The organism is Pseudomonas syringae (assembly GCF_000737245.1).
Lineage (GTDB): Bacteria > Pseudomonadota > Gammaproteobacteria > Pseudomonadales > Pseudomonadaceae > Aquipseudomonas > Aquipseudomonas syringae_J.
Genome location: NZ_JPQU01000100.1, coordinates 61,060 through 86,486, shown reverse-complemented (window position 1 = coordinate 86,486; position 25,427 = coordinate 61,060). Strand labels below are relative to the sequence as shown.

Below are 25,427 nucleotides of genomic sequence, written 5' to 3'. Positions count from 1 at the left end.
GAAGCCGCCGACGCAGTGGCCTCGTCCGAAACAACAACAAAAAATCGGAGAAATACCATGGGTTCCAGTTGGCTGGTGCTGTCGATCACTGTTCTTTATATGTTCGCTCTCGCCTTGATCAGTTACGCGGTGCGCCGTCACTCCCGCAGCGCGGCCAACTACACCACCGGCGGCAGTCATTTTCCGGCGGTACTGATCGGATTCCTGATGATGTCCGAATTCATCGGCACCACGGCCAGCGTCGGTACAGCCCAGGCCGCCTATACGTCAGGCATTTCCGCGGCCTGGAACCTGGCATCGCTGGGAGTTGGGTTTGTGTTGTTCTCGCTGCTGCTCGCGCGCAAGTATCGCGAGTTGGGCGAGAACACCATCTCCGGCGCACTGGCTCGGACCTATGGTGAGCCCGTCCGTTTCGCAACGTCCGTGATCATGATCTTTGCCTTGATGATCGTCGCCGTATCGGTCTATGCCAGTGGCGGTGCGGTATTGGCCGGGCTGCTGGGCATCGGCAAGACGCCAGCGATTGTCATTACCGGTGTTGTGGCGGTGATTTTCGTCAGCGTCGGCGGCATGCGCTCGGTGGTTTACACCAACTTTCTCCATGCGCTGATCAAATACCTGGGGATCATTCTGACGCTGGGTTTTGCCCTGAGTCGCGTCGGCGGTATGGACGCTTTGCTGGAGAAACTGCCAGCACCCATGCTCACTGTCGACAATGTCGGCTGGAGTCAGATCATGGCGTGGATGGTTGCCGGTGTCGGTGCAACCTTTGCGACGCAGTATGTGATTCAAGCAGTGAACACCGTCAGCAACGGCGACAAGGCCCGGCATGCGGCTTTCTATTGCGCGGTCATGCTGGTGCCTTTTGGCATCTGTGCGGCACTGATCGGTATGTGCAGTCGCGTACTGTTCCCGGCCATCCCGCCGTTGCTGGCGTTCCCGGCATTGATCGGTGAGATGGACAGCATCATGGCCGGGGTGGTGGTGGCGGGTTTGGCCGGGTCCCTGTTCGGCACCATTTCCGCGCTGACCATGGGCATTGCCACCCTGGCGCTCAAAGACTTCTATCAGCCTTTTTTCAACAAGACCAATCAAGTGAAGCGTGATTTGGTGTTCGTCAAGACGGCCACGGTGGTCGCGGGCCTGTTGCCCATCAGCCTGGCCATTTTTGCATCCGGCGTGCTGGAAGTGACGTTCCTCGCCAAGGCCTTGCGCGCCTCTCTTGCCGTGCTCGTTGTGATGGTGTTCTACGCTCCGACCTTCGGCACCCGCCGGGGCGCCTTCCTGAGCATCATCGCGTCGCTGATCGTGACCGTGGGCTGGTTTCTGATGGGCAATCCCTATGGCATCGACAACGCCTATATTGCCTTGGCGACGCCGCTGGTGATTATGACCTTGAGCCACCTCACGCGCCGTGGTCAGGAGGTGCCTCTGGAGAATGACCAGACGCTGAATAAAACTGAAGGAGTTCACCCATGAGGATGTCCGGAGCCCAGGCCATTCTGGAAGTGCTCAAGCGCGAAGGGGTGCGGGTCACCAACGATGCTGCTTTTGCCGATACCTTGCAGATCGCCCTTGAAGCTTCAGGCCCGGTGCTGATCGAAATTGTTTGCGATCCGCAACGCATATCCGTGCGCCAGACCATCGAGCAGATCCGGCAGTCCGGCGCTGCGCAATGAGCGAGGTGGTCGAGATGGACATCAAACCTGGACAATCGGTCGTATCAGTCCAGGCCTGGGGCGCAGGCAGCGGCACCGGCAGATCGGCAAAGCTCAAGCAACGCCTGCCCACCTTCAACTATCTGGAGAAAGCAGCCCGGCGCCGGATTCCGGGTTTTGCGTTCGATTTTGTCGATGGCGGGACCGGTGAGCACCTCGCTGCCGAACGTAATCGCAGCGCGTTGGACGCAGTGCAGATCATCCCACGCTATGGGGTGTGTGCCGCGTTGAATACCGAAGTGGAGCTGTTTGGGCGCCGCTACGCCAGCCCCATAGGAATTGGCACCGAGGAACCCGACCATGTAGCGCAATTGCTTGAGGAAGAGCTGCGCACCGCGCTGGCGCAACACGGCGCGTACACGTGCGCGCAATTACGCAACGCTGCCGTGCGTCATTCAGCCGCCTGGCAGCCTTGATCGGACGTGATCAAGACCAATCGATAACAATTTCAATAGCGAGATGACCGATGTCAAACCACCAGCTTTCTGCCCACGACCAACCATTACCACCCGGCGCAACTTTGCGCGGTTGGCTGGACCATTTACAAAGTACCCAGCGCCTGACTCTGGTGGAGGCTGGTACGCCCTTGCGATTTGGCGTGGCGGCAGTCGCCAATCGTCTGGACGGTCAGAGCGCTTCATTGTTTCTTGCCCCTGATCAGCACGAAATCCCCGTGGTTTCCGGCCTGCTCTCGGACCGCTTGTGGATGGCTGAAGCCATGGGTGTCAAGCCTGCTGAGGTGCTCAACCGGTTTCAGGAGGCTAGCCTCAATCCCATTGCCGGCGAGGAAGTGGCGGATGCGCCGTGTCAGACAGTGGTTCTTCATCAGGTAGACCTGTTGAAGCAATTGCCGATCCCGACCCATAACGAACATGACAGCGGCGCCTACATCACAGCGGGGCTGCTGATTACCCGCAATCCGCGCACCGGTATCCAGAACGTCTCCATCCATCGGCTACAGGTCAGTTCCGCCAATCGACTGGGTGCTCTGTTGTTGCCTCGGCATGCGCTGGCGTTCTTTCAGGAAGTCGAAGGTACGGGTGAAGATCTGGAAGTTGCGGTGGTGATTGGCGCCGACCCGCTGACACTGCTGGCCTCTCAGGCCATCGTGCCCATTGACCACGATGAACTGGAAATCGCCGGCGCTCTGCATGGCCGTCCGCTGCCGCTGGTGCGTTGCGTGACTAATCGGATTCGGGTTCCGGCCGAGGCGGAAATTGTCCTGGAAGGCCGTTTGCTGGCCAACGTCCGGGAGTTGGAAGGGCCTTTTGGTGAGTTTCCTCAATACTACGGCGAACGTGCCGAACGCCATGTGATTGAGGTGGACGCCATCACCCATAGGCTGGCGCCGATCTTCCACACCATTGTTGGGGGAGGGCTGGAGCATCTGCTGCTGGGCGGAATTCCTCGGGAGGCGACACTGCTGGCTCATTTGCGCCGAAGTTTTCCGGGTGTCCGTGATGTACATCTGGCCAAAGGTGGTGTCTGCCGTTATCACCTGTATGTGCAGTTGGACAAGCGTTCCGAAGGCGAAGCGAAAAATGTCATCCTCGGAGCATTTGGCGGCCACTACGACCTCAAACATGTGGTGGTGGTCGACCTCGATGTAGACATCCACAACCCCACTGAAGTGGAGTGGGCAATTGCCACGCGTTTTCAAGCCGACCGTGATCTGGTACTGGTGCATGAGGCTCAGGGGTCGAAACTCGATCCATCGACTCGCGACGGTGTTGGCTCGAAAATGGGCTATGACGCCACCGTACCGTTGTCTGCGCCGCCGATGCGTTTTACCCGTATTCGCGTGCCTGGTGAAGCAGAGGTCGATCTGGACGCTGTAACCTGCCCGGCACCGGTGGACTGGCAACACCTGTTCTGATTCCGTACCCCTGCTGCAACAATGCCGAATCTCCTGACGGGGATTCGGCATTGTCGTTTCGGTGGACGGTGGTTTGAGCCGCCGACGGCTCATGTCCCGCTGTAGCTGTCCACCACCCGCCGGTACTGGCTCGGGGATGCGCCGATGTGCTGGCGAAAGAATCTGGTGAAGTGGCCTTGCTCGGAGAAGCCAAGGCTTTCCGAGAGCAGACCCAGAGTGCCGCTGCGTTCCTGTTCGAGCCAGGTGAACGCTCGTCGCATGCGGGCGTCATTGACCATCAGGGTTGGCGTCATGCCGGTATCTTTCTTGAACAGTGCAAAAAAATGCGCTCGGGACAGGCCGCTGGCGCGAGCGGCGTTTTCGATCAGGTCCGGATCTTCAAGATGCTCCAGCAGATAAGCCGTGCCACGGCGGATGCGTGCATCGCGAAACTCGCCATGGGTCGGCGCACCCTGACGCCAGAGCTGTCGCCATTGGGAGAAGTCTTCAATCAGCTGGATCAGGAAGTCGAACAACAGGAACTCGATCCGCTCTTTGGGGACCAGTCCGTAGCCGTGCATTTCAGCGATCAGGATGTCGGCCAGGGTGCGGTTCTGTATCGAAAGGTCAATGCAGGGTTGGGCGAAGAAATCCGGCCTGGCGCTTAGCACCAGAGATTGCTGCGCCGTGGCCAGCCAGGCGGGCTCGATGTACAGCGCCAGGATCAGCGTGTTGCCGGCATCAGGTTGCGGAGCATAGAAGTGCGGCTCCCAAGCGTTGACCAGCACTGCAGTGCGGTCGGCCAGCGGCACCACACGGCCATTGACGTTGAAGTAAGTATCCTGGCCGGAAACCTTGATCAGTACATGGCATTCGGAATGGGTGTGGGTCACCAGCGGCCGATCCATGTTGAGCAGCGCGACACGGCCGAATTTGCCGTGAAACACCCGTTGGGCAATCGACATTGTGTAGCTCCCTCGCTCGCTTCAAGCGGCTATTGTTGTTCGACTGCACCGAAGGAGCAGGGCAGTCGTTTTTCGTCTGCGTCGCCCCCTCATCTGTGCATGAGTGATAGCCGCGTGGCAGGGCGAAACAGTTGCGTCACGAAGGCTCAATATCCCGCAAAATGGGGGCGTGCGTCCAGTCAGACGTTGGTCTTGAAGGCTTTTTATGACCGCTGGCCTGCTGGCATTTGACGTTGCTTTGTCGTGATAAACACGCTGTACATCGACCCTCATCGCCAGCGCTGTTTCAGCAGGGAATGGCTACCGGCATCCAGGCTGATCGGAATGTGCAGGCGTGCATTGTGCCCATCAGTCAGCCCACTGTTTCGCTTCAATGACTTGTACGTCGAGATGTCGCATGTCGGTTCACCTCATTGCAGTGGATTGCGTTAATCTTCGGGCTTTGTTTCTGAACGTTAGTCCATCTATGTCCTGTGAAATCCTCGTACAGCCTGATCTTCTCGACCTGGGTGGGATTCAGCTCGAAGTCCGCCATCTGCCGGGAAGCAAACCCGGCCAGCCGACCTTTGTCCTGTTGCATGAAGGTTTGGGCTGTGCGGCTCAGTGGCGGGACTTTCCCGAGCAATTGCTGGCCGCTACCGGATGTGGCGTGCTGGTCTACAGTCGCCAGGGTTACGGCCGCTCCAGCCCGGTAAGTTTGCCGCGACCGCTGGACTATCTGAGCCACGACGGGCCGGTAGAGCTGGCTTGTCTGCTCGATGTCCTGGGGCTTAATGATGTGGTGCTGTTGGGCCACAGCGATGGTGCGTCGATTGTCTTGGCCTATGCCGCGCTCAATGATCCTCGAGTGTGGGGCAGTATCGCTCTGGCTCCCCATGTACTGGTCGAGGCCAGAACACTTGCGGGCATACGCCAGACCACTGCGCAGTGGGATGCGGGCCCGTTGCGCAGTCAACTGATGCGCCATCACGGCGATAACGTGGAGGGCGCATTTCATGGCTGGAGCGACAGCTGGCTGCATGCTGATTTCAGCCTGGAGCCCCTGGTGGCACGACTCGGCGAGATCATCCGGCCCTTGCTGGTGATTCAGGGGCGTGACGATCAGTACGCCACGCCTGAACAACTGACGGTGATCGACGCTCATGTGAACACGCCCTGTCGCTGCGTCCTGCTGGACGATTGCCAACACTTTCCCCAGCGTGAAGCCACCCAAGCGACGCTCCGATTGATCGTCGATTTCGTCGCGGCCCTGACGGATGACCGCGATCCCCGGGCAGCACCTGTCATCAGTTGAAATTGCCTTTGGTTTCCGGCACCACCAGGCTGCCCACCAGATAAATCAAGGACAGCGCCACGGCAAACATCGCCAGCATCTGGGGAATTTGCGCCGGGCTGCTGCTGGCCAGGGAAACGAAGGTTGGCATGGTTCCGCCCAGCGCGAAGCCGATGTTCCAAGACAAGCCAGTGCCACTGGCCCGTAGTTCAGTGGAAAAGCGCTCGTTGAGGAAGATCAGGATCGGCGCAATCATCGCTCCACCCATAAACGCAATGCCGGAGCAGTACAGCGCAGTGCGCAGCAGCGAGCCGGGCTCGGCAACGTGGAGGAACATCAGTGGCAAGCAGATCAGGTTGATGAGGCTCAACAGCAGGAAGGTCTTCTTACGGCCGATCAGATCGCTGATGTAACCGAACATCAGCGAGCCCAGAATGGTTGCCAGCGACCCGTACATCAACAGCTGTGAGGTTTGCGTGTGCGGAACTTTGGCCACCACGTTGAGTAGCGTGGGCAGATAACCACAGGCCAGGTAGTAGGTGGCGCCGCCGCCGAAAGTAATCAGCAGATTAACCAGCATCACCTTGCGATATTCAGGGCCAAACAGGCGCTTGAGCGGTGACTCGGTGGGCTTGGCAGCATTGCTTTTACGGCTTTCCTGCAACTGGCGCCAAACCGGGGTTTCCTCGAGATAGCGAAACATCACCAGGCCGAAGAAAGTGCTGATCAACCCGCAGAAAAACATGCAGCGCCAGCCCCAGACATCAAACTCGGCGCCAGGAAACACTTCCGATAGCACCAGGTAAGCGAACGAAGCGAGCAGCGAGCCCATGCCGGCACCCGCGCCACCGATCAGACCGGACATCAGGCCACGATAACGCGGCGAGATGGATTCCGTACCGATGGTATGGGTCGAGGCGACGATGCCGCCGACGAAGATGCCCTGAATAACGCGCAGGATAAGAAACAGAATAGGCGCGATGATCCCGACCTGCGCCAGGGTCGGCAGCACGCCGAACAGCGCAGTGGAAATACCCACGCCAACCATTGAAACCATCAACGCACGTTTGCGCCCGTGTTTGTCGGCATACGCGCCGAAGATTGCGGAACCCAGCGGGCGCACCAGCAGGGCCACGGCGAAGGAAGCGTAGACCGCAGCCAGCGACAGGGTGGGGGTATCAGAGGGGAAAAACAGCCGGCCAATGATCGGTGCCACGTACAACAGGATAAACAGGTCGAACAGATCCAGCGCCCAGCCGAAGGTTGAGGCGAAGCCCGCCAGGAGCGCCTTGCGCGCCGGGAGATAGCCTGCGGCAGGCGCTTGGGCTGCAGCGTCGGGTGACTGAGTCGTGGTGCTGGTATTGGTTGTTGCCATGACAGTGACTCCGGTTTTTATAGTTGTTTTTATAGTTGTCAGGGAGAAACAGATCGTCGCTGCGCAACCCTAAGGTTCAGCCGCTCGCACCGTCAAAGGGTCGGGGAGAGCGGCATCTGCCAGGGTTACTCGCCCTTGAACACAGCCGTGCGCTTGCCATGGAAGGCCTCGACGCCTTCCTTGAAGTCGTGCGAGCTGCGCAGGCGGCTGTAGCAGTGGCCTTCCATTTCAATTGCCACCGTCAGCGGCGAATTTTCATTGTCGTTGATCAGGCGTTTGGCGGTGCGTTGCGCCAGGGGTGAGAACCGACGCAGTTCGTCCACCAGCGCATCGACAGTGTTTTCCAGTTCGCTGTCGGGTACGCACTCGGTCGCGATGCCCCAGTCGTAGGCCTGCTGCCCACTGATCCGTTTGGCGCGCATGACCATGTGTTTGGTTCGAGTGATACCGATCATTTTCTGCAAGCGGGCGGAACCGCCGGAGCCGGGGATCTGTCCCAGATTCTGCTCTGGCAGTGCGTAGCGGGTGGTTTCCGATGCGATACGGAAATCACAGGCCAGGGACAGCTCGAAACCGACGCCGAAGGTGTAGCCCCGATTGGCGGCAATCACCGGTTTTTCACAGCGTACCGGGGCGGCAACGTTCCAGGCCAGTTTGGACACATGCTCTGGGGACGCTTCCAGGAACCCCTTGATATCGCCGCCGCTGGAAAAATGCTCGCCCATCGAGCGAAGGACGATGATCCGGACGCCCGGATGTTCGTCCAGCGCCTCGAATACCTTGCGCAGCATGTCGCGCTGAGGCATGGCAATAACGTTCAGGGGTGGCCTGTCGAGAATGATGTCGGCGCGTTCCCGTGCCGTGTCGACCACGACCTGAAAACCATCGAATTCGGTGTCGAGAAATTGCTGGATCGATTGCAGTTGCATGTGGACGTCCTCTTTGGAATTAGCACGCGGTTTTCAAGGTTTTTGCCTGATGCTCTTCGAGCAGCACGCGGCGCAGCACCTTGCCAACCGGCGACTTCGGGATTTGATCAATGAATTGGTAAAGACGCGGGCGTTTGAATTTCGCCAGCCCGGAGGTGATGCAATGGGCGTCCAGTTCGGCGTGGCTGACCTCGCTGCGCAGCTTGATGAACGCAGCGATGATCTTGCCCCACTGCTCGTCAGGCAGACCTACCACCACCACCTCCTCGACAGCGGGGTGCAGTGACAGCAGGCTTTCGATTTCTACCGGGCTGACGTTTTCGCCCCCGGTGATAATCAGGTCATCGACTCGGCCTGTGACAAACAGGTCACCGTCGGCATCGAAATAGCCGGTATCACCGGTGAAATACCAGCCATCGTGCAGCGCCTTGGCTGTGGCTTCAGGGCGGTTCAGATACCCTTCGAACGCCTCATCACTGGCTAGATCGGCAATGATCTGGCCTTCCTCGCCCTGACGGGTCGGTACATCGGGATTCGTTGTATCCATGGGCACGACGCGGATTCGCTGATTGAGCGCGCAACGCCCGGACGAGCCCGGTTTGTGATGGGCGTGCTGGTCAATGGTGAAGGTGTAGATTTCCGAGCAGCCGTAATGGTTGACGAACAGTTCCGGCTCGAAGGCCTGTTCGACCCGTTTCATCAGACCATCGCTCATGGGCGCACCGGCAAAGCCGATTTTCTTGACGCTGGCGACCCGTTCCTTGCGAAAGGCCGGGTACTCGATGAGCATGTGATACAGCGTCGGCACCAGATACAGGTTGCTGACCTGCTGCTGTTCGATGGCTTGCAGGGTGGCTTCGGCGTCGAAGCGTGGCACGCAGACGAATTGGCCGTCGATCAAGGCCATGGACAGCAATGAACGCACGCCCATGGTGTGATACAGCGGCATGACCCCGAGGGTGCATTCATCATGCCGATACAGATTCTGGGCGACGTGGGCCACTGCTGCGGCGCGTTCGGCGCGGTGGCGGCGGGGCACGCCTTTGGGTTTGCTGGTGGTGCCTGAGGTGTACAGCAGCAACGAAAAATCCTCCGCCGAGGCGCGCAGGATCGTTGACGCCGGTGCTTGCGCGGTCAGTTCCTCGAAGCTCAGATCCTGCGCGGCCGCGCGTTGCCCGCTGGCGATTCGCGGCAACCCGCTGGCACTGCTGCAGGCCGCCACCGCCTCGACAGTAGAGTCGTCGTAAGCGATTGCCTTGATCTGCGCGTCGCTGATGCAATAGGCCAGCTCATCGGCGGTGGAGCGCCAGTTCAGCGGCGTGACGACGATGCCCGCGAACTGACAGGCCCAGTGCAGCGTCGCCATTTGCCAGCGATTCTGCATCGCGACCAGCAGCCGGTCACCGCGCTTGAGCCCCAGGCGTTCCAGGCCATGAGCGGCGCTCTGGATATCGATAAACCATTGTCGGTAGGTTTTTTTCAGAGCCGCATCGCTGATCGCCACCGCATCGGGACGACGCTCGACTGCCGCAAGAAAGCTGCGTCCGAGATCGAACATTATTGTTTTACCTCCAGGTTCGTTTGACGTTGTGTAGCCACTTCGAGCACCGCCCTGACCATGCCGGTGTATCCGGTGCAGCGGCATAAATGACCGGAGAGCATGTCGCGTACCTGGGTCTCGTCGGGGTTGGGGACCCGTTCGAGAAAGTCCACGCAGGACATGAGAATCCCCGCCGTGCAAAATCCGCACTGCAACGCGTGATGACGGCGGAATGCTTGTTGCAGATCGCTGAGTACGTCGTCCTCGGCCAGAGACTCGACGGTGTCGATGCGTCGCTCGTGGCTTTGTACCGCGAGCATCAGGCACGAACGCATGGCCACGCCGTCCACCAACACCGTGCAGGCGCCGCAGACCCCGTGTTCGCAGCCCACATGCACGCCGGTCGCGCCAAGGTCGTGGCGAAGGAAGTCGCACAGCTGGGTACGTGATTCGGTGCTGGCCGCACGCTCGCGGCCGTTGAGTTGCAGATTCACCAGAAATGCTTGGTCAGCATTGGCGCGCATGATCAGGCTCCTTCTATGAGGCGCAGCCCCAGTTCGCGAACCAGTTGCCGACGATAGGCGGCACTGGCGTGTACATCGTCCTGAGCGTCCAGCGACCAGGCCACTTCGTTGAGTGCGTCCTTGAGGGTCGCACCGCGAGCAAGGCGTCGATGTTGTGGCCGGTCGCTGACGCCGCCGATGCCGAACTCGACGTGTTCGTCACTCACCGCTGCGGCCAGGGCGACCATGGCAAAGTCGCCGTGGCGCATGGCGATTTCCTGAAAGCGATAGCTGACGCCAGCGCGCTTGAACGGGAAGCGGACTTCCACCACCAATTCATCGGGCTGCTTGTCTGTGGTGAGAATCCCCTGGAAGAAATCCGCCGCCTTGACCGTGCGTTGGTTTTTTTTCGATTGCAGGATGACTTCACCGCCCAGGGTGACCAGGCACAGCGGCAATTCGGCGCTGGGGTCGGCGTGGGCCACTGAGCCACAGACCGTACCGCGGTTGCGGGTCTGGAAATGCCCGATCCAGGGCATCGCCTTGGCCAACAAAGGCACTTCGTCCATCAATGACGGGCGCTCCAGCAGCTGCGCCTGACGCACCGCAGCGCCGACCGCCAGGCAGCCCTTGCGTGGCTCGATGAAATTCAGGTCGGCCACATGATTGATGTCGATCAGCAGTTTCGGTTGGGCCAGACGCATGTTCAGCACCGCCATCAGCGACTGACCGCCGGCGATTATTCGGGCTTCCTGTCCATACTCGGCCAACAGGTCGAGTACTTCGCCACGGCTGCTGGCACGGACGTAATCGAAGGCAGCGGCTTTCATTGCGCGTCTCCTTTGCCGAACAGGGCGGCGAGGGTGGCTTTCACACGGCTCCACCAGCCTTCGCTGATGGCCTGGCCTGTGACGCGTTGGGAAAGACGGGTGAATATCTGGCCGATGATCACTTTTGAGGCACCTTGCAGCATGCGACCGCCGACGGCCGCGACTTTGCCACTGACCGACACCTGATAGTGGTATTCCAGGCGGGTGTGACCGTTCTCCAGCTCAACGAAACGCACCTTGGCGTGGCCGATGGCCGAGCCCATGGAACTGTTTCCCGAGCCTGACATACGCAACGAATGCGGCGGATCCAGCTCACTGAGCGCGACTTTGGCTTCAAAGCGGGCGCGGATCATGCCCACACCCACTGTTACGTCAGCCCTGTAGCGGTTCTCACCTTCGAGCTCCAGTTCATGGCAGCCGGGGATGATCGCCTTGAGGGTTTGGGGATCGAGCAGCGTGTCGAACACCTGCTGCGGCGTGGCCGGGATCACCACCGAATCGTTGGCGCGCAGGGCTGAGCCACCGGCGGGTTCGGCCGGGAAGCTGTCGTCCTGTTCCATGCCTGCAGGCCGTGGCGGCTCGTCGATGCCAATCAGTGTCCGCACCCGCGACGGGGTCAGCGGCAGGCGGATATCGGCACGGCCCAGAGCGTCGGCCACCGCGTTGGCGATACATACCGGGGTGCTCATGTTGTTGCCTTCACCAACGCCTTTGGCTCCCAGCGGAGTAAAGGGCGAGGGGGTTTCAAGGTGCAGAATCAGTGGCTCGATCACTTCAGGCGCGGTGGGCACCAGGTAGTCCGCAAAGGTGCCGGAGAGAAAACTGCCGTCCGGGCCATAGGCGAATTCTTCCATCAGGGCGGCACCCAGGCCTTGGGTAAAGCCGCCACGAATTTGCCCGTCGACCAAGTCAGGGTTGAGCATCCGTCCCGCGTCATGGCTGGTGATGTAGCGGTCGATGTGAATGGCACCCGTGACCGGATCGATTTCCAGTGCGCAGATATCAAATACAAAGCCGTAACACAGGGAGCTGTTGACCAGGTCGGCATCGTCGGGCGCCGTGAGTTGCGGCGGTGACCAGAATGCGGTTTCACGCATGCCGCCGGATTCACCTTCCGGCAGTAGCCCCGGTGCCCAGTGCGCAGCACCGGCGATACGATGAAACGGTGCCGAGGGTCCGTCGATGACAAACACCTTGCCGCCGGCGAAACGCACGTCCCGCGCCTCGACCTTGAGCTGGATGGCGGCCAGATTGGCCAGCCGATCGCGGATCTTGATGGCGGCCTGATATACCACCCCGGCGACTGCCCCGGCAAAACGGCTGGAATAATTGCCTGATGCAATCGACCAGGCGTCTTTCTGGGTATCGAGCTCGACGTTGACGACGATTGATTCCAGCGCGACCCCCAGCACCTCGGCCACTACCTGGGCGACAGCGGTCTGGTGACCCTGGCCCTGAGGCGTTGACGAGACATGCACGGTGACGTCTCCCAGGGGGCCAACCGTGACCGTGGCGGTACTCACTGCGCCGTTTTTCGGACCGGCCTTACCACGTTCCTCAACAGTCATGACCGTGGTGATGTAACCCATGTTGGAGATCGACGGCTCGATCACGGCGGTGTAGCCGATCCCGTAAATCCGTCCTTCGGCGCGCGCCTTGTCACGTCGCTGAAGCAGATCGGCAAGGTCTCCATCGTTGACGGCCAGGGCAATGCTCGCCTGATAGTTGCCAGAGTCGAGCAGGGCACCGGCGGCGGCTCGGTAAGGAAACGCATCGGCGGGGACCAGATTGCGGAGAATGACCTCCAGCGGATCAAGCTTGAGCTGCACCGCAATATGCTGCATCAGCCGCTCAAGGGCGAAATACACCTGCGGACCGCCAAAGCCCCGGTTTAGGCCGGTTGGCGTCTTGTTGGTCAATACCACACGGTTGCGCACCAGCAGATTGCGGATGGCGTAGGCGCCGGTCAGATTGCCGTGCATGCGATAGAACGTTGCCGGTTCAGGCGCACGCAGATAGGCGCCGCAATCGTCGATCTGGTCGTAGCGCAGGGCCGTGACAATGCCATCGGCATCCACCGCCGCTTCGATTTCGGTGACCCGATTAGTTGCCGAGGACGCGCCTTGCAAATGTTCCAGGCGGTCCTCGACCCATTTCACCGGAGCACCGACCTTGCGTGCCGCCAGTCCCATCATCACCACGTAAGGGAACACACCCTGTTTGATCCCGAAACTGCCGCCGGAATCTTTCGGCGTGCGCAGCCGCAGGCGGTTACCCGGAACGTTCAGGGCGCGGGCCATTACGGTGTGCAGGGCGTAGGGGCCTTGAAAGTTGGCCATGACGTCGTACACACCAGTGGTTCGTTCGTACTGCGCGAGCACCACATAGCATTCGATGGGCGTACAGGAGTTACGCGGGTACTGAACTTTGATTGATATCCGATGGGCTGCCGACTCGAAAGCCTGTTCGGGTTCGCCGTAGCGGAAATGACGCTCGTTCACCACGTTGCTGCCCACGGCTTCGTGAAGCACCGGGGCCTGCTCTTCAATGGCGGCCTCTGGGTCGATGATCGGCGGCAACGGCTCGTAATCGACGCGCACGGCTTCAATGGCGTCTTCGGCCAGATAGCGGTTCTCGGCAATCACCACAGCGACCGGTTCGCCGACGTAACGTACCTTGTCGACGGCGATACACCAGTGCTCCATGGGTTGCCGTACGCCCACTGGAAATGGCAGGGCCCAGCGTTTTACGTCTTCACCCACCAATACGCCGTGGACACCTTTCAGGGTCAGGGCTTTGGCGAAGTCGATAGCAGTAATGCGCGCATGGGCATGGGGTGAACGCACGATGGCAGCATGCAGAGTGCCAGGCGGGATCGCCGCGTCGTCGGCGAAACGGCCCAAACCGCGCAGCAAAGCAGCGTCTTCGACGCGGGCCTGTCGTGCACCAATATGGCCGGTGCTGGCCTGGCTGTCAGGCAGATGACTGTTCATGTTCTCGGCTCTTGTTTTTATGCATCGCGCTATTCACGCGATTGCTCTGGAGCCGAGTGTGAAACACCGGTATGGACAATGCCTTGCCCTGGCTGATGGAGTTCTGCGCCGGAGTCGGAGAATTTGCCTTGGAGTCTGATTAAGCCGATGTTGCCGCGCGTAACCGGGCAGGAGGCAATGAGCATGAAATACCGCCGGGTGATGTCGAACATCGCCGGGCAGTGTGGTCAATGACGGCTCGGGAGTTTCAGCTGAGGTCGATCATCCGCTGAGTGACTCGTCCTGCCTGCAGTTGGTGCTTCCAGATTTGATGCTCTCAGATTTAATGCCGGGTGCATCCAGTGTCTGATACCAGCGAGCATAGGGCGTGTTGGCGACCCTATGTCTGTTGAAGTCAGGAGCGCCGTCCTTCCACCAGACCGGTCCTCGCTCTCCCAGAGCGACCTTGACTGTCTGAACATCCGCTCTGGCCGCTATCATTTGGTCGGGATCACCTGTCGCTTTTGCTGCCTTTACGGCCCGCCGGGCCTCCATGAGCGCGTTTACCCACCGCTGGCGTTCGTCCTCTGGCAATCCGGGGTTAGAGCAACGCCAGAGTTGTCCTTTAACTACAAAATAGCGTCCATCGGGTGTCGTCGGGTTCATGTCCATCGCTCCATAGCGGGATTCCATCTGCCGCGATATTCAAACGCCGCCCTGGTGCGCCACCGACAAGAAATGCAGAAAGAGGCAGCGATGTATGCGATGCATCATCTCCCGCATTTCCATTGGAGAATGCTCGCCGGAACACTTGCCTCAGGATGATTCTTGGCAACACGCCTGGAGACCTTGGACAGTCCATCCATAAGGGGGCGTGTTGCCAACAAACATCGCGAGCAAACTCAGCTGTGGACAACGCTCTCTGTCCACTCCACTTGGGAAATCCCGAGCTGCTCTGCTTTGGGCTTGGAGATTTTGGGTACTTTATCCGTCCGATATTTGGGGATTTGTCCGAAACCCGCATCCACGCTTGCCCAATGCCAGGCTTCAGCGTTATCCATGGACGCAGCCCTTACATAGAAGGTTTTGTAGTTGCCATGCAGCAAGTAGTCGATCCGATAATGTTTGTTAAATACCATTTGCTAGTCCTCCTCTGCAGTCCATAAGCAGATCGTTCAGTTCTCGGAAAATCCGTCGGCCCTGGCGTAGCTCATGGCTGCCCCTACATCGCTCACGTCCGCTTGGGGCCATCCCAAATTGAAGCAACAGCAAGTCAAACAATCGGGACTGGATTCGGCGTTTTTATGCTGTTTCAGGCGCATGCCCGTCTCCTTGAAGGCATCGGTTTGATCTTGGCTCAACCAATCAGTGCAGGGGCGCCCAACAACTCCAGTTCTAATGACGCGTGCTCATTAAGTTGATTCCAGCCTTGAGGCGGTGAACTTGATCATTTTTCCGCCAGCTTCTCCTCCACCTCGGCATTCTTCTTGCGGAGATTCTCCGCATCCTGTTCTTTTGCTCGGGTCGATGAAGGCGTAATGACCTTGTCCACCTGCTCTGTATTCCCGCGCTCATCACCAAGGTCTCGCTCGACGACGTCGACGAGTTTGCCGGACGCGTCCTTGGTAGGCAAAGCTGCGGATTCTGTTTTGGCCTTCATCTGGTGATCGGGTGTGCTCATTTTCGCCTCTCGCAAATGTCGATGTGACCCACCGGCGTGGGGGTTACAGGTGGCTCGCTGGTTACTGAAGCCACATCAGGATTGATAGCCACATGGGCAGAAAATTCCGACGTTTCGCCGACATGATCTCGATTAAGCTGGTGTAGCTATTGATCGGAATCAAAACTTGCCTCATTGGAATCTCTCTTCAAGGAGGTTGAGATCAATGCCTCGCCCAGTCGTTCAAGACTTCTGGGCGATTGGTACATGAACCCTCGGATACGGCTCATGGCTGCACGCCGACGGGGCAGAGCGTTCAGTAGGTACGGGTGACGGTGAGCACCACTGCAGCTATCCGCTCAGCCTCGGCGTAAGTCGGCGTCTCAAGTTCTTCACCGAACACATCCGGATCCATTTCACGATAGGTCCACGCCAGGTTTGGAGCGTCGACTAAATGTCGAGCGCCTTCCAGAAACAAGTCCACACCGTTAACCGAAGGTGCTCCGGTGTACAGCAGCAAGGTGCCCCCCACCGACAAACGCTTGATGGCCTGGTCGACGATGCGTACCGAAAGTTCCGATCCCAGTCTCTCGCCCCCATGTCGATAGGCCCGCTGCTGGGTATCTTGCATATAGGGCGGGTTGGCCACGATGAGATCGAAGTTACCTGAAGCACTGGCAAGAATATCGCTGTGCCAGGCCGAGACATTTTCTGTACCTGCCAATGCTGCATTGACTGCCGTATATCTCAACGCTGTAGGGTTGATGTCCAGCGCAAGTACTTGAGCATCACGACGGGCTTTGCCAATCAAAATTGCACCGACACCGCTGCCGCAGCCGATGTCCGCAGCGGTTTTGATGGGCTGGGTAGTGGTTTGCAGGTGCTGTTGGATCGCTTGGGAAAAACGGTAGGTGTCAGGCCCGAAGAAAACCGAGTCGTGCGCCACTGTCGGGAAACTTGAATGCACAAACAACATGTCGTCCAGACTCGACCAACGCACGTAGCTGATCCAGAGGCCGGCATGCGCGCGAATGACACCACTGGCAAGCAATGCCTCCAGCTCGACATCAGGAAGCAAGCCGGTTTCGAACGGGCGATTCCAGCCGAAGACATCTCTCAAGCTCTTGGCTTTTTGATTTTGATCGCGCGCGTTATTTCGTTGATGAGTGAGTGGCGTTACAGTCGTAAATTGATAGCCATCGGCTTGTAGACGACGGCCGAGTTGAAGCAATGCCAAGTCATGAGACTCGTCCGGGGCTGGAGTTTCATCCACGACCAATCTGGTTGTCTGTGAATTATTCATTGGAAAAGTCCTCGGGCGAGCTGGCTTGAGTAGCTCTTGGTGGCGTCCAGGCCTTCTGGCGTGTGGTGCATCGATGGGGATATCAGGTCGACCAGCAACTCCAGGGCGTCAGGGGCGGCTACGGATTTTTCAGGTTTGACGATCGTGGTGGCGGGACGTCGGCGGAATTGGGAGCGGAAGGGTTGTGCATCCCTTTCCTGTGCTCGCCAGTCGCCGGTAATCCAGTCGCAAAGCAGCTGCTTTTCATAGCCACTGAACACCCCGAACATCACCGCACCCGGCCCCTCGATGAGCTGCCAGAAGCGGCTGAGGTTCGGGTCTTGATGACGCTTGATCCAGCCTTTGTTCTCAAGCACCGCCAGAAACTCGCGGGACTGCCCTGGTGCACTTAGCCACTCGTTCACAGTGCGTCCTTCGAGACGGCAGTAGTCCGAATGCATGTGCTGGCCGAAAGAGCGTTTGCTCTCCAGCATCGCCACAACTTCCCGTTCAAGATCGAATGAATCAATGACTGCCACGGTGCCTGCTCCAAGGTCGTTGAGCTTGTAGCCGTCACGCAGGCGGGCTAGAAATTCTTCTGGATCAGGCGCAGATACCAGGAAGTGGTTGACCGTTTCCACGGCCTTCCTGGCATGGCCCGAGCTGGCATTGTCGATGGTGACATGCAAGGTGAAATAGTAAGGATCGATTCCGAGCTCATTCAGCTCAAAGGCGGTAATCAGCAAATGAAGCGGCAATTGCTCATAGCCCAGGTTGTAGCCAATGACTTCAGGCAAGAAATCCTCGCCTAAATGCCCAAGAGCAAGCTGCAAGGCCCCCTGGATATAACGATCATCAGGCAGTGAGTCGTCGGGTGCGCAGTCGTGCTCGGCCAAAAGTTGGCGGTATAGCACAACGTGGTTAAGTGCGGCTTCACCGTCGCCAAGCTCTTCAAGGTAGGTACGAATCAGGCTGTGATAGCGCCAGTCATCAGCGTGCATCGTCGCGCTATGCAGCCAGGCACCGTCGACTAATTTGCTCGGCGCAACGTGCTGCAAGAAATACAGCGCATGGGCCTTGTTCGTGAAGAATCGACGGGGAGCACCCGAGTGCCGCTGTTCCAGATACTGGGCGTATTGCTCACCCACTTTGCTGGCGTGCTCGGCCACCCATAGCGGCCAGTCGGTGACGCTGGGTGGCAACTCGCACTCCAGATCCGCCGCGGCCTCCAGGTGGTCCTCAAGGAATTTTTTCAATTCATCGGTATCCGCCGGGCAACCGGCCAGGCCGGCCTGATACAGGGCGGACGCGGGCTTCGAGTCGGATAGTGTGTGGGCAGAATGCAGTGCAATTTGGCGTAAGACGGTCATAAAAGTACCACTGACTTTTCTTGGTATAGGAGTCAGAGGAGCGATGAATCAAATAAATTCCGTGCAATTTGCTGAGCGGCGACAGAGTGCTCGCGAACCGCTTTTAGAGCACCTTGCAAGCGTCGGCGGGTGAGGCAGTGGACATCGCTATCGAATGGGGGCCGTGCTGGATCGCAGCAATTGAGCGGGGGCCTGATGGCGGCGAGCGCATAGCAGGGGGGAACGTACTTAGAACAGGCTTTACGCCATTGAATTTGGGGTACCAAATTGCACTTTTGGTCATTTTGTCGATCTATGTCTGCCATAACCACGCGACCCTTGCGTAGACAGTAGAGCCAGACTTGTAACCGATGGATCGCCCTATATCTTCAATCACCCGATGGATGCGTCGGCCGCTCGTGCTGGCGGTGGTTTTCATGTTGTGCGCCACCGGTTGCAGCCAACAACAAGGCAGCGACATCGCCAGGCAATTCAGTGAAGGCAAACCGGATGAGTTTTTTCAGACCAGCGTCGATCGCATGGCGACGCTGGGCATGCACGACAACTTGCAAAGTCTGTATTTGCTGATGAACAAGCTCTATCTGCGTAACCCGAGCCAGTGGCGTCAGTCGGGTTATACAGATGCGGTCAGCGCGGCACGGGCAATCCGTGAGGCCATCGAGCAGCGGCAGTCACTGCCTGCCCTAGGGAATCGTCGTGACCTGGTAGCGCTGAGTTATTCCCTGAGTCCCGAGTTTCGCGGCGACCGGGTTGGCGCGTTCATCTACGCGATCGGCAGCATGCTCATCACCGCACACGGCGGGCGCACCGCATTTTATGTGACTGACTCGATCAACCCGCAGTTTGTCAGCAACGCTGCACGCAATATTGAGAAGGCGACCTGGCTACTCGGCCAACGGCAGGACGCCGACGGTTCGTTGTTACTGTTTTCCAACGAGATATCGGAGCAGACTAGCAACCTCAGTTTCGCTGTCGAGTTTGGCAAGATAGTGGCGCGCCTTGACCTGTTGGCCCAGATTCTCGACGAGCGCTACCGGCGCATCGGCCTCAACTATGCACAAAGCCTGTTGCTGATGAATTTCCTGCCGGTGCAGTAGCGACTGGTCCTGCTGTATGCGGTGCTAGGCCAATACTGAGTTGATGTTGAAGCTGGAACTGTCCAGCACAGAAATCACCGCTCTCTGGCACTAGGAAATTTGCCCAGCAGATACCCTGGTCGTGCCAATGGTAAGTATGCGTGTAATCATGCTTCGGTTATCAACGTCCTTTACCAGGCCTTTGTGCAGGAAATGCAAAATGAACATTGATTGGATCAACTTCACGCCTTGGACTTCATTGTGCGGAGGCGCGTTGATAGGGTTGGCCGTCAGCTTGTTTGTTCTCGCAAATGGCCGTATTGCAGGCATCAGCGGTTTGCTCGGAAGCGTGATGCAGTTAGGCAGTGAAGGCTGGAGCGAGAAAGCGTTGTTTCTGCTTGGCCTGGTGATCTCGCCATTGTTGTGGGGAGCGTTCACCGTCCTGCCAAAGATAGAGATTAATACAGAGTGGCCGACCCTGGTCATGGCCGGGCTGCTAGTTGGCGTGGGAACCCGTTACGGGTCGGGCTGTACGAGCGGCCATGGAGTATGTGGGATCTCCCGATTATCTCCTCGTTCCATCGTAGCAACAGCATGCTTTATGACTGCTGGATTTGCGACCGTGTACGTCACTCTCCATGTACTGGGAGTTTAAAGATGATCAAATTAGCCGCATTTTTCGCAGGCTTGATATTTGGATTGGGTCTGCTGATGGCAGGCATGGCGAACCCCGCCAAGGTATTGGCCTTTCTTGATGTAGCCGGGGCTTGGGATCCGTCACTCGCACTGGTTATGGGAGGGGCCATCTCAGTAGCGGTGATCCCTCTGAATTGGGCGCGTAAGAACAGGCGATCTTTGCTGGGGGCACGCATGCAGTTACCCGTGAAAAACGAGCTGGACGCCCGCTTGATTGGTGGCAGCCTGCTGTTCGGTATAGGGTGGGGAATTGCGGGAATCTGCCCTGGGCCAGCGGTCGCTCTTCTGCTTACCTGGCATTGGCAAGTTCTAATATTCGTTTTAGCCATGCTGGCCGGCATGTACTGTTTCTCTGCACTGGAAAGTCGGCGCGCGTCTTAATCACCTAATAGTTTGGCGCTAGACAGGCATAAAAAAGGCCTCGGCAGAATCGGAGGGAAGCGGCCGAGGCCAGAAACATTAGCTCTAAACAGGGCTGTCGAGCAGGTTCAGCATTTTGATGCTCTTGATCGCCAGCGACAGATTGTGGGTAAACTTCTGCGCTCTGCGGTGCGCTGCTGGACGAGGTCAAAAAGCCCCTTCGAGAATGACAAACGTACCCGTCGCAGCTCCAACGCGTAGATCCTTTGCCGCTTGGTATTCGGGGCTTTCATAGAATTGCTTGGCGTCAGCAAACGAGTCGAATTCAAATATCACATCCTGCTCATGGGCCTCGCCTTCCAGGTCTTCGTAGTGTCCTCCCGAGATTACCTTGGGATTGAGTGGTCGCATGGCTTCGCCTGCGGCTTTTGCGTAGGCAGCGCAGGCCGTTGCATCCAAAATGCTCACGTGCCCGATCAGGTATCCTTTTGGCATGTCTATCTCTCTCTCAATGGATAAACTGCGGCATTTAACAGGCTCAACATAGTTTTGCCCGCCGATATCAATTGGCTGAGATCTGCCGGATCGGAACTGTCCGGCAATCAGTGCGACGCGAGCACCATAAAGGCGCGCCGTATCCACACCCCTCCGGCGAGGCATCGGCAGGCGTCTGCGCCATGGGCGCGATATAGGAGCCCATGCGATTCAAATCGTCGCGTTTCGACGCCTTAATGTTTGCCGGTTTGATATCCAGGCCGACCCAGATCCCGGATCCAGGCTGGGTATTTGGCACTTGCGCACCACATCAAAGCCGGTGATCTGGCGGAGGTTCTGCCTGATCTACGTCCCGAATCGATCGCTGCATCGCTCGTGGTCGCGCATCGGCGAAACCTTTCCCCGCGCGTTCGGGCCTTCATGACTTGGAGTGAGGGCGTATTAGAGCCCTATTTTGATAGGTAACAAAATGGGCAGCACGCCATCCAGTTACTTGTCTCATCGCAGCGGCCTACAAGGGGAACATTTTGTAAGGGCGCGCGCGAGGAGCAATGACGGCTTATGGCAGGTTGAGGCCATTCATGGTTGGCCTCCATGCAGGTTCCAGTCTTCGAACGCTTGCAGCATCCTGCGCCTGGTCATGACGTCGGCAGGGATCAAATGTTCGATTCGCAGCGACTCCACGGTGATGTCCAGAGGCATGCCGAAAGTCGTGAAGGTCGAGATAAAGCTCAACTCTCCATCCGGAGTGCACACGCGGGTCACTAGCAAAGGGCTGGCAGAAGGTGTCGGCAAGGTAATGGCTGGAGCCGGTAGGTTGCGCAAGCGTTTTGCCAACGCCGGATTGCTGATTGCCTCTCTGGAGGCGCGCTGCCACGCAGCAGCTCGGATCTCCTGGGCATTGGCCAACCGGTCACCGAGTCCGCCGGGACAGAGCAGTGTTTCCAGCAGATTGAAACCTGGTGCCACGTCTTGTTCCAGCCCAGCCATCGCCAACAGCAGCCCTGTGCTCACGTTCGCAGCAGTGATATCCCAGTTGCTGTCGATAACAATGGCAGGCGCCGGATTGTTCGCGCGCAGGATGTGATCGATGGCCGTGAGTACCATTTTCAAGGCGGGCGCATCTAGCGATGTTGCGGCGTAGCGGGGCGCGTACCCAGCGGCAAGAAAGACTTCGTTACAGTGGTCCAGGGGCGCTCCAAGTGCTGAAAGTATGGCGTGCAACGTGCTGGTGCTCGGCTTGGCCCGGCCGGTTTCGACGCAGCTGAGGTGGCGCTGCGAAACCCCGGCCATGAGTGCAAGATCGAGCTGGCTTAGTTTTGCCTCCTGACGCAGGTGGCGCACGTGCTGGCCTGCCGTTGTAGCCGGCTGGGGATGATTATGATGGAACAGGAAATCGCTCATGCCTCGCCTCTGACGTCCTTGTGCTCGGCCTCCATGACCTCACAGGTCATTGAAACACCAGCAACCCTACCACTACTGTGCCAGCAAACCCTACTAAGGACAGGATTATGCTACTTCGCCTCATTGCGCTGGCATCGCTGGTGCTCTTTTCGATCTATACCGGCTGGGCAATGCTGAATGCTCAACAGTCGCTGTTGGCGTTTGGGCTTGAGATGATTTCCCGACCTGACACTGCCCAGTTGGTCATCGACTTGTACCTTATGGGAGCGCTGGCCTGCATCTGGATGGCGAAAGACAACCGATCGCGCGGAGGGGCAGTAATCGATCTGTTTCCCTACCTGATCCTGACGGCAGTATTCGTTTCCGTGGGGCCGCTGCTGTACCTCGTGGTCAACGGTTTCAACAGGGAGCGCCAAGTATGACCAGTGCCTTGAGCGTTTACGCAATCTGCGTGGTTGTGCTGTTCCTGAAGATGTTCGCGGTTTCCTGTTATCAGGGCATCCTCCGCATGCGCTTCAGGGCATTTACGAACACAGAGGACGCCGCTGTGTTCAATCGAATCGCTCGCGAAAAGGAGCTGCCGCAAGTGACCCGCGCGGCAAGGGCCTGGGCGAATGATCTGGAAAGCATTCCGGCATTTTTCGCGCTGGGTGGCCTCGCGGTTGCCATGAGTGCCCACGCTTCCATCACGGCATGGTTGAGCGTTGTGTTCACCGTCGCCAGAGTCCTTCACACGCTGGCATACCTCAAGGGTGTTCAACCTTGGCGCACCGTTTTCTATGGTATTGGGATCCTGTGTCTCTTGGGCTTCTGCGCGACGATCGCCATCAACGTGGTGAGGTGATGATCGGACGGACCATGGCTTTGCCTTAATCTTGTTTACGTGAGTGAAATAGGTCACCAGACAATGGGTTTGTCGTTCCACGCCCAGAAGGTCCCGCTGTCGGCCGGGCCATGCGCTCCTACCAAGCCAATAATGCGATCCGCTGTGAAAGCCGGTTCGAAAAGTTGTTCATCAGGCACGTTCGCCTGGAATGGTTTAGACAGATCGGTGTCAGTCGTACCGGGGTGTATTGCCAGGACAGTAGAGGCAGGGTTCAGGCGTTTCAATTCGATACTGGCCGTGTGTAGCAACTGGTTGAGCGCCGCTTTGCTCGCTCTGTAGCTGTACCAGCCCCCCAATCGGTTATCGCCAATAGAGCCAACCCTCGCGGAGAGCGCCGCGAAGGTAGAAGGTTGTCTGCGCAGTAACGGGAGTAGGTGTTTAAGCAGCAGGATCGGAGCAAAGGTATTGGTCGCGAAGCTCGCTTGCATGCTCGCAAGAGTCAGCTGTGCCAGACCTTTTTCTGCTTTTGCGCCGTCCTGATGAAGAATGCCTAGCGCACTGATGACAAGGTGCAGATGATCGCATTCATCGAGCGTTACGCTCACGAGTGCTTCGAGGGATTGCTCATCGCGCACGTCGCAGTCGACTCGTTTCAAGCGTTGGCCATATTGCTCTGCAAGCTTTGCCAGCTCGGTGGAAGTGTTGGCGGTTCGCGCTACTGCCCATACTTCGTTCACATCATCGCGAGCAAGCAAAGCCGCGCACAGTGCCAAGCCGATACCTCGGCTGGCTCCGCAGATCAGCACGTGAGCTTCGCTGTTCATTTCGGGTATCAAACTCATAAGGCACCTTGCGGAACATGGTTGATGGCTCATACCTTTCAGGCGCGAGCATACGCGAGACCTTACAGGCCCGAGTGCATTCAGCGTAATAACACAGTTGCTGCAGTCTCATCGTCGGATGAGATGAACGTCATCCGACGCGCAGAGTTACTTCAACGCAGCTACCACGGCATCGAAGAATGCCATCGGGTCGATCGGCTCCTTATCAACCGGCTTGGGCTGGGCACCGAAGGTGACAATCACCACGTTATTGGCGGGGTTGACGTAGATGTTCTGGCCCTGGATACCGACCGCAGAATAAGCGCCATCTTTGACCGAAGGCTCGGTCCACGCCGTCCACCACATGTAGCCGTAGTCCAGCGACTTGCCACCTTTGAGGGTGGTCGGCAGCGTCGCCTCCCTGACCCAGCCCTCGGGCAAAATTGACTCGCCATTGATCTTGCCGTCGTTCATGAAAAACAGCCCGAAGCGTCCATAGTCGCGCAATGTGGCGCTGATACCGCTGCCACCGATTTCCACGCCGTCAGGCGAATCGAGCCACCACCGGGCATCACTCTCCATACCGAACGGCTGCCAGATCTTCTGCGATAGATAATCGGCCAGTGGCATCTTCACAGCGCCACGAACGATCTCGCCGAGTACCTGCGTTTCGCCAGTGCTGTAATTGTTGACCGTGCCGGGCTCAGCTGCTCGCGGCAAACTTGCCATCAACGCCATGGCCGAATGCGGTTTCTGCGAAATCTGCGCCTTGAGTAAGGCGCGACGATCAGACGCCGGATCGGTGTAGGTCTCGTTCCACTTCACGCCCGAAGACATCATCAGCACATTGCGCACCGTCACGCCTTCATAGGCGCTGCCCTTGAGCTCGGGAACGTAGTCCACCACTTGCGCATCGAGGCCCTTGATAAGGCCGTCTTTGATCGCTGCAGCTGCCAGCGTGGAGGTAATGGACTTGGCCATCGACATCGACATCCATCGGGTTTTCTCGGTGTTGCCCCGCTGGTAGGTCTCGAACACGATCTTGCCGTTCTTGAGCACGAGCATCGCCGTAATGCTGTCCAGTGCGATGAAGTCATACAGGTCGTACTTTTTGTCCCCGACAGTGAAGCGAACGTTGGGCAACTGTTTGTCCGATTTCGGCAGCGCATACGGGTGATCGCCGGCTTTGATCCTGTGGGTAGGGAACAGCCGGTCTATATTTCGGTAGGTACTGACCGCCAGGTCGGGGAGCATGGCACCGTCATAGATCTGCTCCACGGTGCCAATCGGTTCCTGGGCGTGGGGATAATCGTCAGCCCATGCGCCCGGGGTTATACCCGCAGCGAGCAGACCCAGCGAGAGAAGCAGCGACCGACCAGGCGCAGCCGGACGAGAAATAGCGGATGAGAGCATAACCTATCCTTTTTTTGCTTTTGCCATTCACGGGCGTCAGGGCACGCGTCCGCTTGAACCATAG

General features: G+C 58.3%; 26 protein-coding genes. 10 read left to right on the top strand and 16 right to left on the bottom strand.

The window, feature by feature from the left end:
- Positions 1–57 precede the first annotated feature (57 nt).
- The 4 genes from IV01_RS01240 to IV01_RS01255 are packed head-to-tail and all read left to right on the top strand — an operon-like array spanning position 58 to position 3,594.
- Positions 58–1,479, top strand: coding sequence for a sodium:solute symporter family protein (locus tag IV01_RS01240; protein WP_032631719.1), 1,422 nt, complete (start codon positions 58–60; stop codon positions 1,477–1,479).
- Positions 1,476–1,679 carry a hypothetical protein gene (locus IV01_RS01245; protein WP_154232288.1) on the top strand — a complete coding sequence of 68 codons (204 nt, stop codon included), beginning with the start codon at positions 1,476–1,478 and terminating at the stop codon, positions 1,677–1,679. Before IV01_RS01240 ends, IV01_RS01245 begins: the two co-directional genes overlap by 4 nt.
- Positions 1,676–2,134, top strand: coding sequence for an alpha-hydroxy-acid oxidizing protein (locus IV01_RS01250; protein ID WP_032631717.1), 459 nt, complete (start codon positions 1,676–1,678; stop codon positions 2,132–2,134). Before IV01_RS01245 ends, IV01_RS01250 begins: the two co-directional genes overlap by 4 nt.
- Positions 2,135–2,184: 50 nt before the next feature.
- Positions 2,185–3,594 carry a UbiD family decarboxylase gene (locus IV01_RS01255; RefSeq protein ID WP_050508038.1) on the top strand — a complete coding sequence of 470 codons (1,410 nt, stop codon included), beginning with the start codon at positions 2,185–2,187 and terminating at the stop codon, positions 3,592–3,594.
- A gap of 89 nt (positions 3,595–3,683) precedes the next feature.
- On the opposite strand, the gene IV01_RS01260 is transcribed toward IV01_RS01255, so the two are convergent.
- Positions 3,684–4,538 carry an AraC family transcriptional regulator gene (locus IV01_RS01260; RefSeq protein WP_032631714.1) on the bottom strand — a complete coding sequence of 285 codons (855 nt, stop codon included), beginning with the start codon at positions 4,536–4,538 and terminating at the stop codon, positions 3,684–3,686.
- A gap of 466 nt (positions 4,539–5,004) precedes the next feature.
- Here IV01_RS01260 and IV01_RS0125635 point away from each other — a divergent pair, with 466 nt between their 5' ends.
- Positions 5,005–5,832, top strand: coding sequence for an alpha/beta fold hydrolase (locus IV01_RS0125635; RefSeq protein WP_050508037.1), 828 nt, complete (start codon positions 5,005–5,007; stop codon positions 5,830–5,832).
- Here the strand turns inward: IV01_RS0125635 and IV01_RS01265 are convergent.
- The 11 genes from IV01_RS01265 to IV01_RS01310 all read right to left on the bottom strand — a co-directional run bounded on the left by IV01_RS01265 (position 5,825) and on the right by IV01_RS01310 (position 18,272).
- The gene (locus IV01_RS01265; protein ID WP_032631712.1) at positions 5,825–7,186 is read right to left on the bottom strand and encodes an MFS transporter; all 1,362 of its coding nucleotides are present in this window, start codon (positions 7,184–7,186) and stop codon (positions 5,825–5,827) included. The two genes, IV01_RS0125635 and IV01_RS01265, sit on opposite strands and share 8 nt — an antisense overlap.
- 125 nt (positions 7,187–7,311) lie before the next feature.
- The gene (locus IV01_RS01270) at positions 7,312–8,115 is read right to left on the bottom strand and encodes an enoyl-CoA hydratase/isomerase family protein (protein WP_050508036.1); all 804 of its coding nucleotides are present in this window, start codon (positions 8,113–8,115) and stop codon (positions 7,312–7,314) included.
- A gap of 19 nt (positions 8,116–8,134) precedes the next feature.
- Positions 8,135–9,673: an AMP-binding protein gene (locus IV01_RS01275; protein WP_032631709.1), complete on the bottom strand. Its 1,539-nt coding sequence runs from the start codon at positions 9,671–9,673 to the stop codon at positions 8,135–8,137.
- The gene (locus IV01_RS01280) at positions 9,673–10,179 is read right to left on the bottom strand and encodes a (2Fe-2S)-binding protein (RefSeq protein WP_032631707.1); all 507 of its coding nucleotides are present in this window, start codon (positions 10,177–10,179) and stop codon (positions 9,673–9,675) included. The genes IV01_RS01275 and IV01_RS01280 overlap by 1 nt, the downstream gene beginning before the upstream one ends.
- Before the next feature lie 2 nt (positions 10,180–10,181).
- Positions 10,182–10,988: an FAD binding domain-containing protein gene (locus tag IV01_RS01285; protein ID WP_032631706.1), complete on the bottom strand. Its 807-nt coding sequence runs from the start codon at positions 10,986–10,988 to the stop codon at positions 10,182–10,184.
- A complete protein-coding gene (locus tag IV01_RS01290) occupies positions 10,985–13,981 on the bottom strand; it encodes a xanthine dehydrogenase family protein molybdopterin-binding subunit (protein ID WP_032631704.1) in 2,997 nt (998 codons plus the stop codon). Before IV01_RS01290 ends, IV01_RS01285 begins: the two co-directional genes overlap by 4 nt.
- Positions 13,982–14,242: 261 nt before the next feature.
- Positions 14,243–14,626 (bottom strand): hypothetical protein, encoded by a 384-nt coding sequence (locus tag IV01_RS0125630; protein ID WP_050508033.1) that lies wholly within the window; start codon positions 14,624–14,626, stop codon positions 14,243–14,245.
- Positions 14,627–14,862: 236 nt separating this feature from the next.
- A complete protein-coding gene (locus IV01_RS01295) occupies positions 14,863–15,099 on the bottom strand; it encodes a DUF6555 family protein (protein WP_032631703.1) in 237 nt (78 codons plus the stop codon).
- A 308-nt stretch (positions 15,100–15,407) separates the two neighbouring features.
- The gene (locus tag IV01_RS01300; RefSeq protein ID WP_195758828.1) at positions 15,408–15,641 is read right to left on the bottom strand and encodes a hypothetical protein; all 234 of its coding nucleotides are present in this window, start codon (positions 15,639–15,641) and stop codon (positions 15,408–15,410) included.
- 295 nt (positions 15,642–15,936) lie between these two features.
- Positions 15,937–16,923: a methyltransferase gene (locus IV01_RS01305; RefSeq protein WP_050508031.1), complete on the bottom strand. Its 987-nt coding sequence runs from the start codon at positions 16,921–16,923 to the stop codon at positions 15,937–15,939.
- Positions 16,920–18,272, bottom strand: coding sequence for an iron-containing redox enzyme family protein (locus IV01_RS01310; RefSeq protein ID WP_032631700.1), 1,353 nt, complete (start codon positions 18,270–18,272; stop codon positions 16,920–16,922). Before IV01_RS01310 ends, IV01_RS01305 begins: the two co-directional genes overlap by 4 nt.
- Positions 18,273–18,622: 350 nt before the next feature.
- Between IV01_RS01310 and IV01_RS01315 the strand changes: the two genes are divergently transcribed.
- The 3 genes from IV01_RS01315 to IV01_RS01325 all read left to right on the top strand — a co-directional run bounded on the left by IV01_RS01315 (position 18,623) and on the right by IV01_RS01325 (position 20,425).
- Entirely contained in the window at positions 18,623–19,369 is a 747-nt protein-coding gene (locus tag IV01_RS01315; RefSeq protein ID WP_032631699.1) for a hypothetical protein, read from the top strand.
- Positions 19,370–19,568: 199 nt separating this feature from the next.
- Positions 19,569–20,003 (top strand): YeeE/YedE family protein, encoded by a 435-nt coding sequence (locus IV01_RS01320; RefSeq protein ID WP_032631698.1) that lies wholly within the window; start codon positions 19,569–19,571, stop codon positions 20,001–20,003.
- 2 nt (positions 20,004–20,005) lie between these two features.
- Positions 20,006–20,425, top strand: a complete 420-nt coding sequence (locus IV01_RS01325; RefSeq protein ID WP_032631697.1) for a DUF6691 family protein — start codon at positions 20,006–20,008, stop codon at positions 20,423–20,425.
- A 186-nt stretch (positions 20,426–20,611) separates the two neighbouring features.
- Here IV01_RS01325 and IV01_RS01330 read toward each other — a convergent pair whose 3' ends face one another.
- Both IV01_RS01330 and IV01_RS01335 read right to left on the bottom strand, forming a co-directional pair.
- Positions 20,612–21,046, bottom strand: coding sequence for a DUF1330 domain-containing protein (locus IV01_RS01330; protein WP_229636175.1), 435 nt, complete (start codon positions 21,044–21,046; stop codon positions 20,612–20,614).
- A 432-nt stretch (positions 21,047–21,478) separates the two neighbouring features.
- A complete protein-coding gene (locus tag IV01_RS01335; protein ID WP_032631695.1) occupies positions 21,479–22,303 on the bottom strand; it encodes a helix-turn-helix domain-containing protein in 825 nt (274 codons plus the stop codon).
- 107 nt (positions 22,304–22,410) lie between these two features.
- Here IV01_RS01335 and IV01_RS01340 point away from each other — a divergent pair, with 107 nt between their 5' ends.
- Entirely contained in the window at positions 22,411–22,725 is a 315-nt protein-coding gene (locus IV01_RS01340; protein ID WP_032631692.1) for a hypothetical protein, read from the top strand.
- Entirely contained in the window at positions 22,722–23,147 is a 426-nt protein-coding gene (locus IV01_RS01345; RefSeq protein ID WP_032631690.1) for an MAPEG family protein, read from the top strand. Before IV01_RS01340 ends, IV01_RS01345 begins: the two co-directional genes overlap by 4 nt.
- Positions 23,148–23,200: 53 nt before the next feature.
- Here the strand turns inward: IV01_RS01345 and IV01_RS01350 are convergent, their stop codons facing one another.
- Both IV01_RS01350 and IV01_RS01355 read right to left on the bottom strand, forming a co-directional pair.
- Entirely contained in the window at positions 23,201–23,971 is a 771-nt protein-coding gene (locus tag IV01_RS01350; RefSeq protein ID WP_032631688.1) for an SDR family NAD(P)-dependent oxidoreductase, read from the bottom strand.
- 147 nt (positions 23,972–24,118) lie between these two features.
- Entirely contained in the window at positions 24,119–25,363 is a 1,245-nt protein-coding gene (locus IV01_RS01355; protein ID WP_080290421.1) for a serine hydrolase domain-containing protein, read from the bottom strand.
- Between the last annotated feature and the right edge of the window lie 64 nt (positions 25,364–25,427).

Coding starts and splice junctions, on each gene's coding strand:
- IV01_RS01240 (WP_032631719.1), top strand. CDS start 58: ATGGGTTCCAGTTGGCTGGTGCTGTCGATCACTGTTCTTTATATGTTC.
- IV01_RS01245 (WP_154232288.1), top strand. CDS start 1,476: ATGAGGATGTCCGGAGCCCAGGCCATTCTGGAAGTGCTCAAGCGCGAA.
- IV01_RS01250 (WP_032631717.1), top strand. CDS start 1,676: ATGAGCGAGGTGGTCGAGATGGACATCAAACCTGGACAATCGGTCGTA.
- IV01_RS01255 (WP_050508038.1), top strand. CDS start 2,185: ATGTCAAACCACCAGCTTTCTGCCCACGACCAACCATTACCACCCGGC.
- IV01_RS01260 (WP_032631714.1), bottom strand. CDS start 4,538: ATGTCGATTGCCCAACGGGTGTTTCACGGCAAATTCGGCCGTGTCGCG.
- IV01_RS0125635 (WP_050508037.1), top strand. CDS start 5,005: ATGTCCTGTGAAATCCTCGTACAGCCTGATCTTCTCGACCTGGGTGGG.
- IV01_RS01265 (WP_032631712.1), bottom strand. CDS start 7,186: ATGGCAACAACCAATACCAGCACCACGACTCAGTCACCCGACGCTGCA.
- IV01_RS01270 (WP_050508036.1), bottom strand. CDS start 8,115: ATGCAACTGCAATCGATCCAGCAATTTCTCGACACCGAATTCGATGGT.
- IV01_RS01275 (WP_032631709.1), bottom strand. CDS start 9,673: ATGTTCGATCTCGGACGCAGCTTTCTTGCGGCAGTCGAGCGTCGTCCC.
- IV01_RS01280 (WP_032631707.1), bottom strand. CDS start 10,179: ATGCGCGCCAATGCTGACCAAGCATTTCTGGTGAATCTGCAACTCAAC.
- IV01_RS01285 (WP_032631706.1), bottom strand. CDS start 10,988: ATGAAAGCCGCTGCCTTCGATTACGTCCGTGCCAGCAGCCGTGGCGAA.
- IV01_RS01290 (WP_032631704.1), bottom strand. CDS start 13,981: ATGAACAGTCATCTGCCTGACAGCCAGGCCAGCACCGGCCATATTGGT.
- IV01_RS0125630 (WP_050508033.1), bottom strand. CDS start 14,626: ATGAACCCGACGACACCCGATGGACGCTATTTTGTAGTTAAAGGACAA.
- IV01_RS01295 (WP_032631703.1), bottom strand. CDS start 15,099: ATGGTATTTAACAAACATTATCGGATCGACTACTTGCTGCATGGCAAC.
- IV01_RS01300 (WP_195758828.1), bottom strand. CDS start 15,641: ATGAGCACACCCGATCACCAGATGAAGGCCAAAACAGAATCCGCAGCT.
- IV01_RS01305 (WP_050508031.1), bottom strand. CDS start 16,923: ATGAATAATTCACAGACAACCAGATTGGTCGTGGATGAAACTCCAGCC.
- IV01_RS01310 (WP_032631700.1), bottom strand. CDS start 18,272: ATGACCGTCTTACGCCAAATTGCACTGCATTCTGCCCACACACTATCC.
- IV01_RS01315 (WP_032631699.1), top strand. CDS start 18,623: ATGGATCGCCCTATATCTTCAATCACCCGATGGATGCGTCGGCCGCTC.
- IV01_RS01320 (WP_032631698.1), top strand. CDS start 19,569: ATGAACATTGATTGGATCAACTTCACGCCTTGGACTTCATTGTGCGGA.
- IV01_RS01325 (WP_032631697.1), top strand. CDS start 20,006: ATGATCAAATTAGCCGCATTTTTCGCAGGCTTGATATTTGGATTGGGT.
- IV01_RS01335 (WP_032631695.1), bottom strand. CDS start 22,303: ATGAGCGATTTCCTGTTCCATCATAATCATCCCCAGCCGGCTACAACG.
- IV01_RS01340 (WP_032631692.1), top strand. CDS start 22,411: ATGCTACTTCGCCTCATTGCGCTGGCATCGCTGGTGCTCTTTTCGATC.
- IV01_RS01345 (WP_032631690.1), top strand. CDS start 22,722: ATGACCAGTGCCTTGAGCGTTTACGCAATCTGCGTGGTTGTGCTGTTC.
- IV01_RS01350 (WP_032631688.1), bottom strand. CDS start 23,971: ATGAGTTTGATACCCGAAATGAACAGCGAAGCTCACGTGCTGATCTGC.
- IV01_RS01355 (WP_080290421.1), bottom strand. CDS start 25,363: ATGCTCTCATCCGCTATTTCTCGTCCGGCTGCGCCTGGTCGGTCGCTG.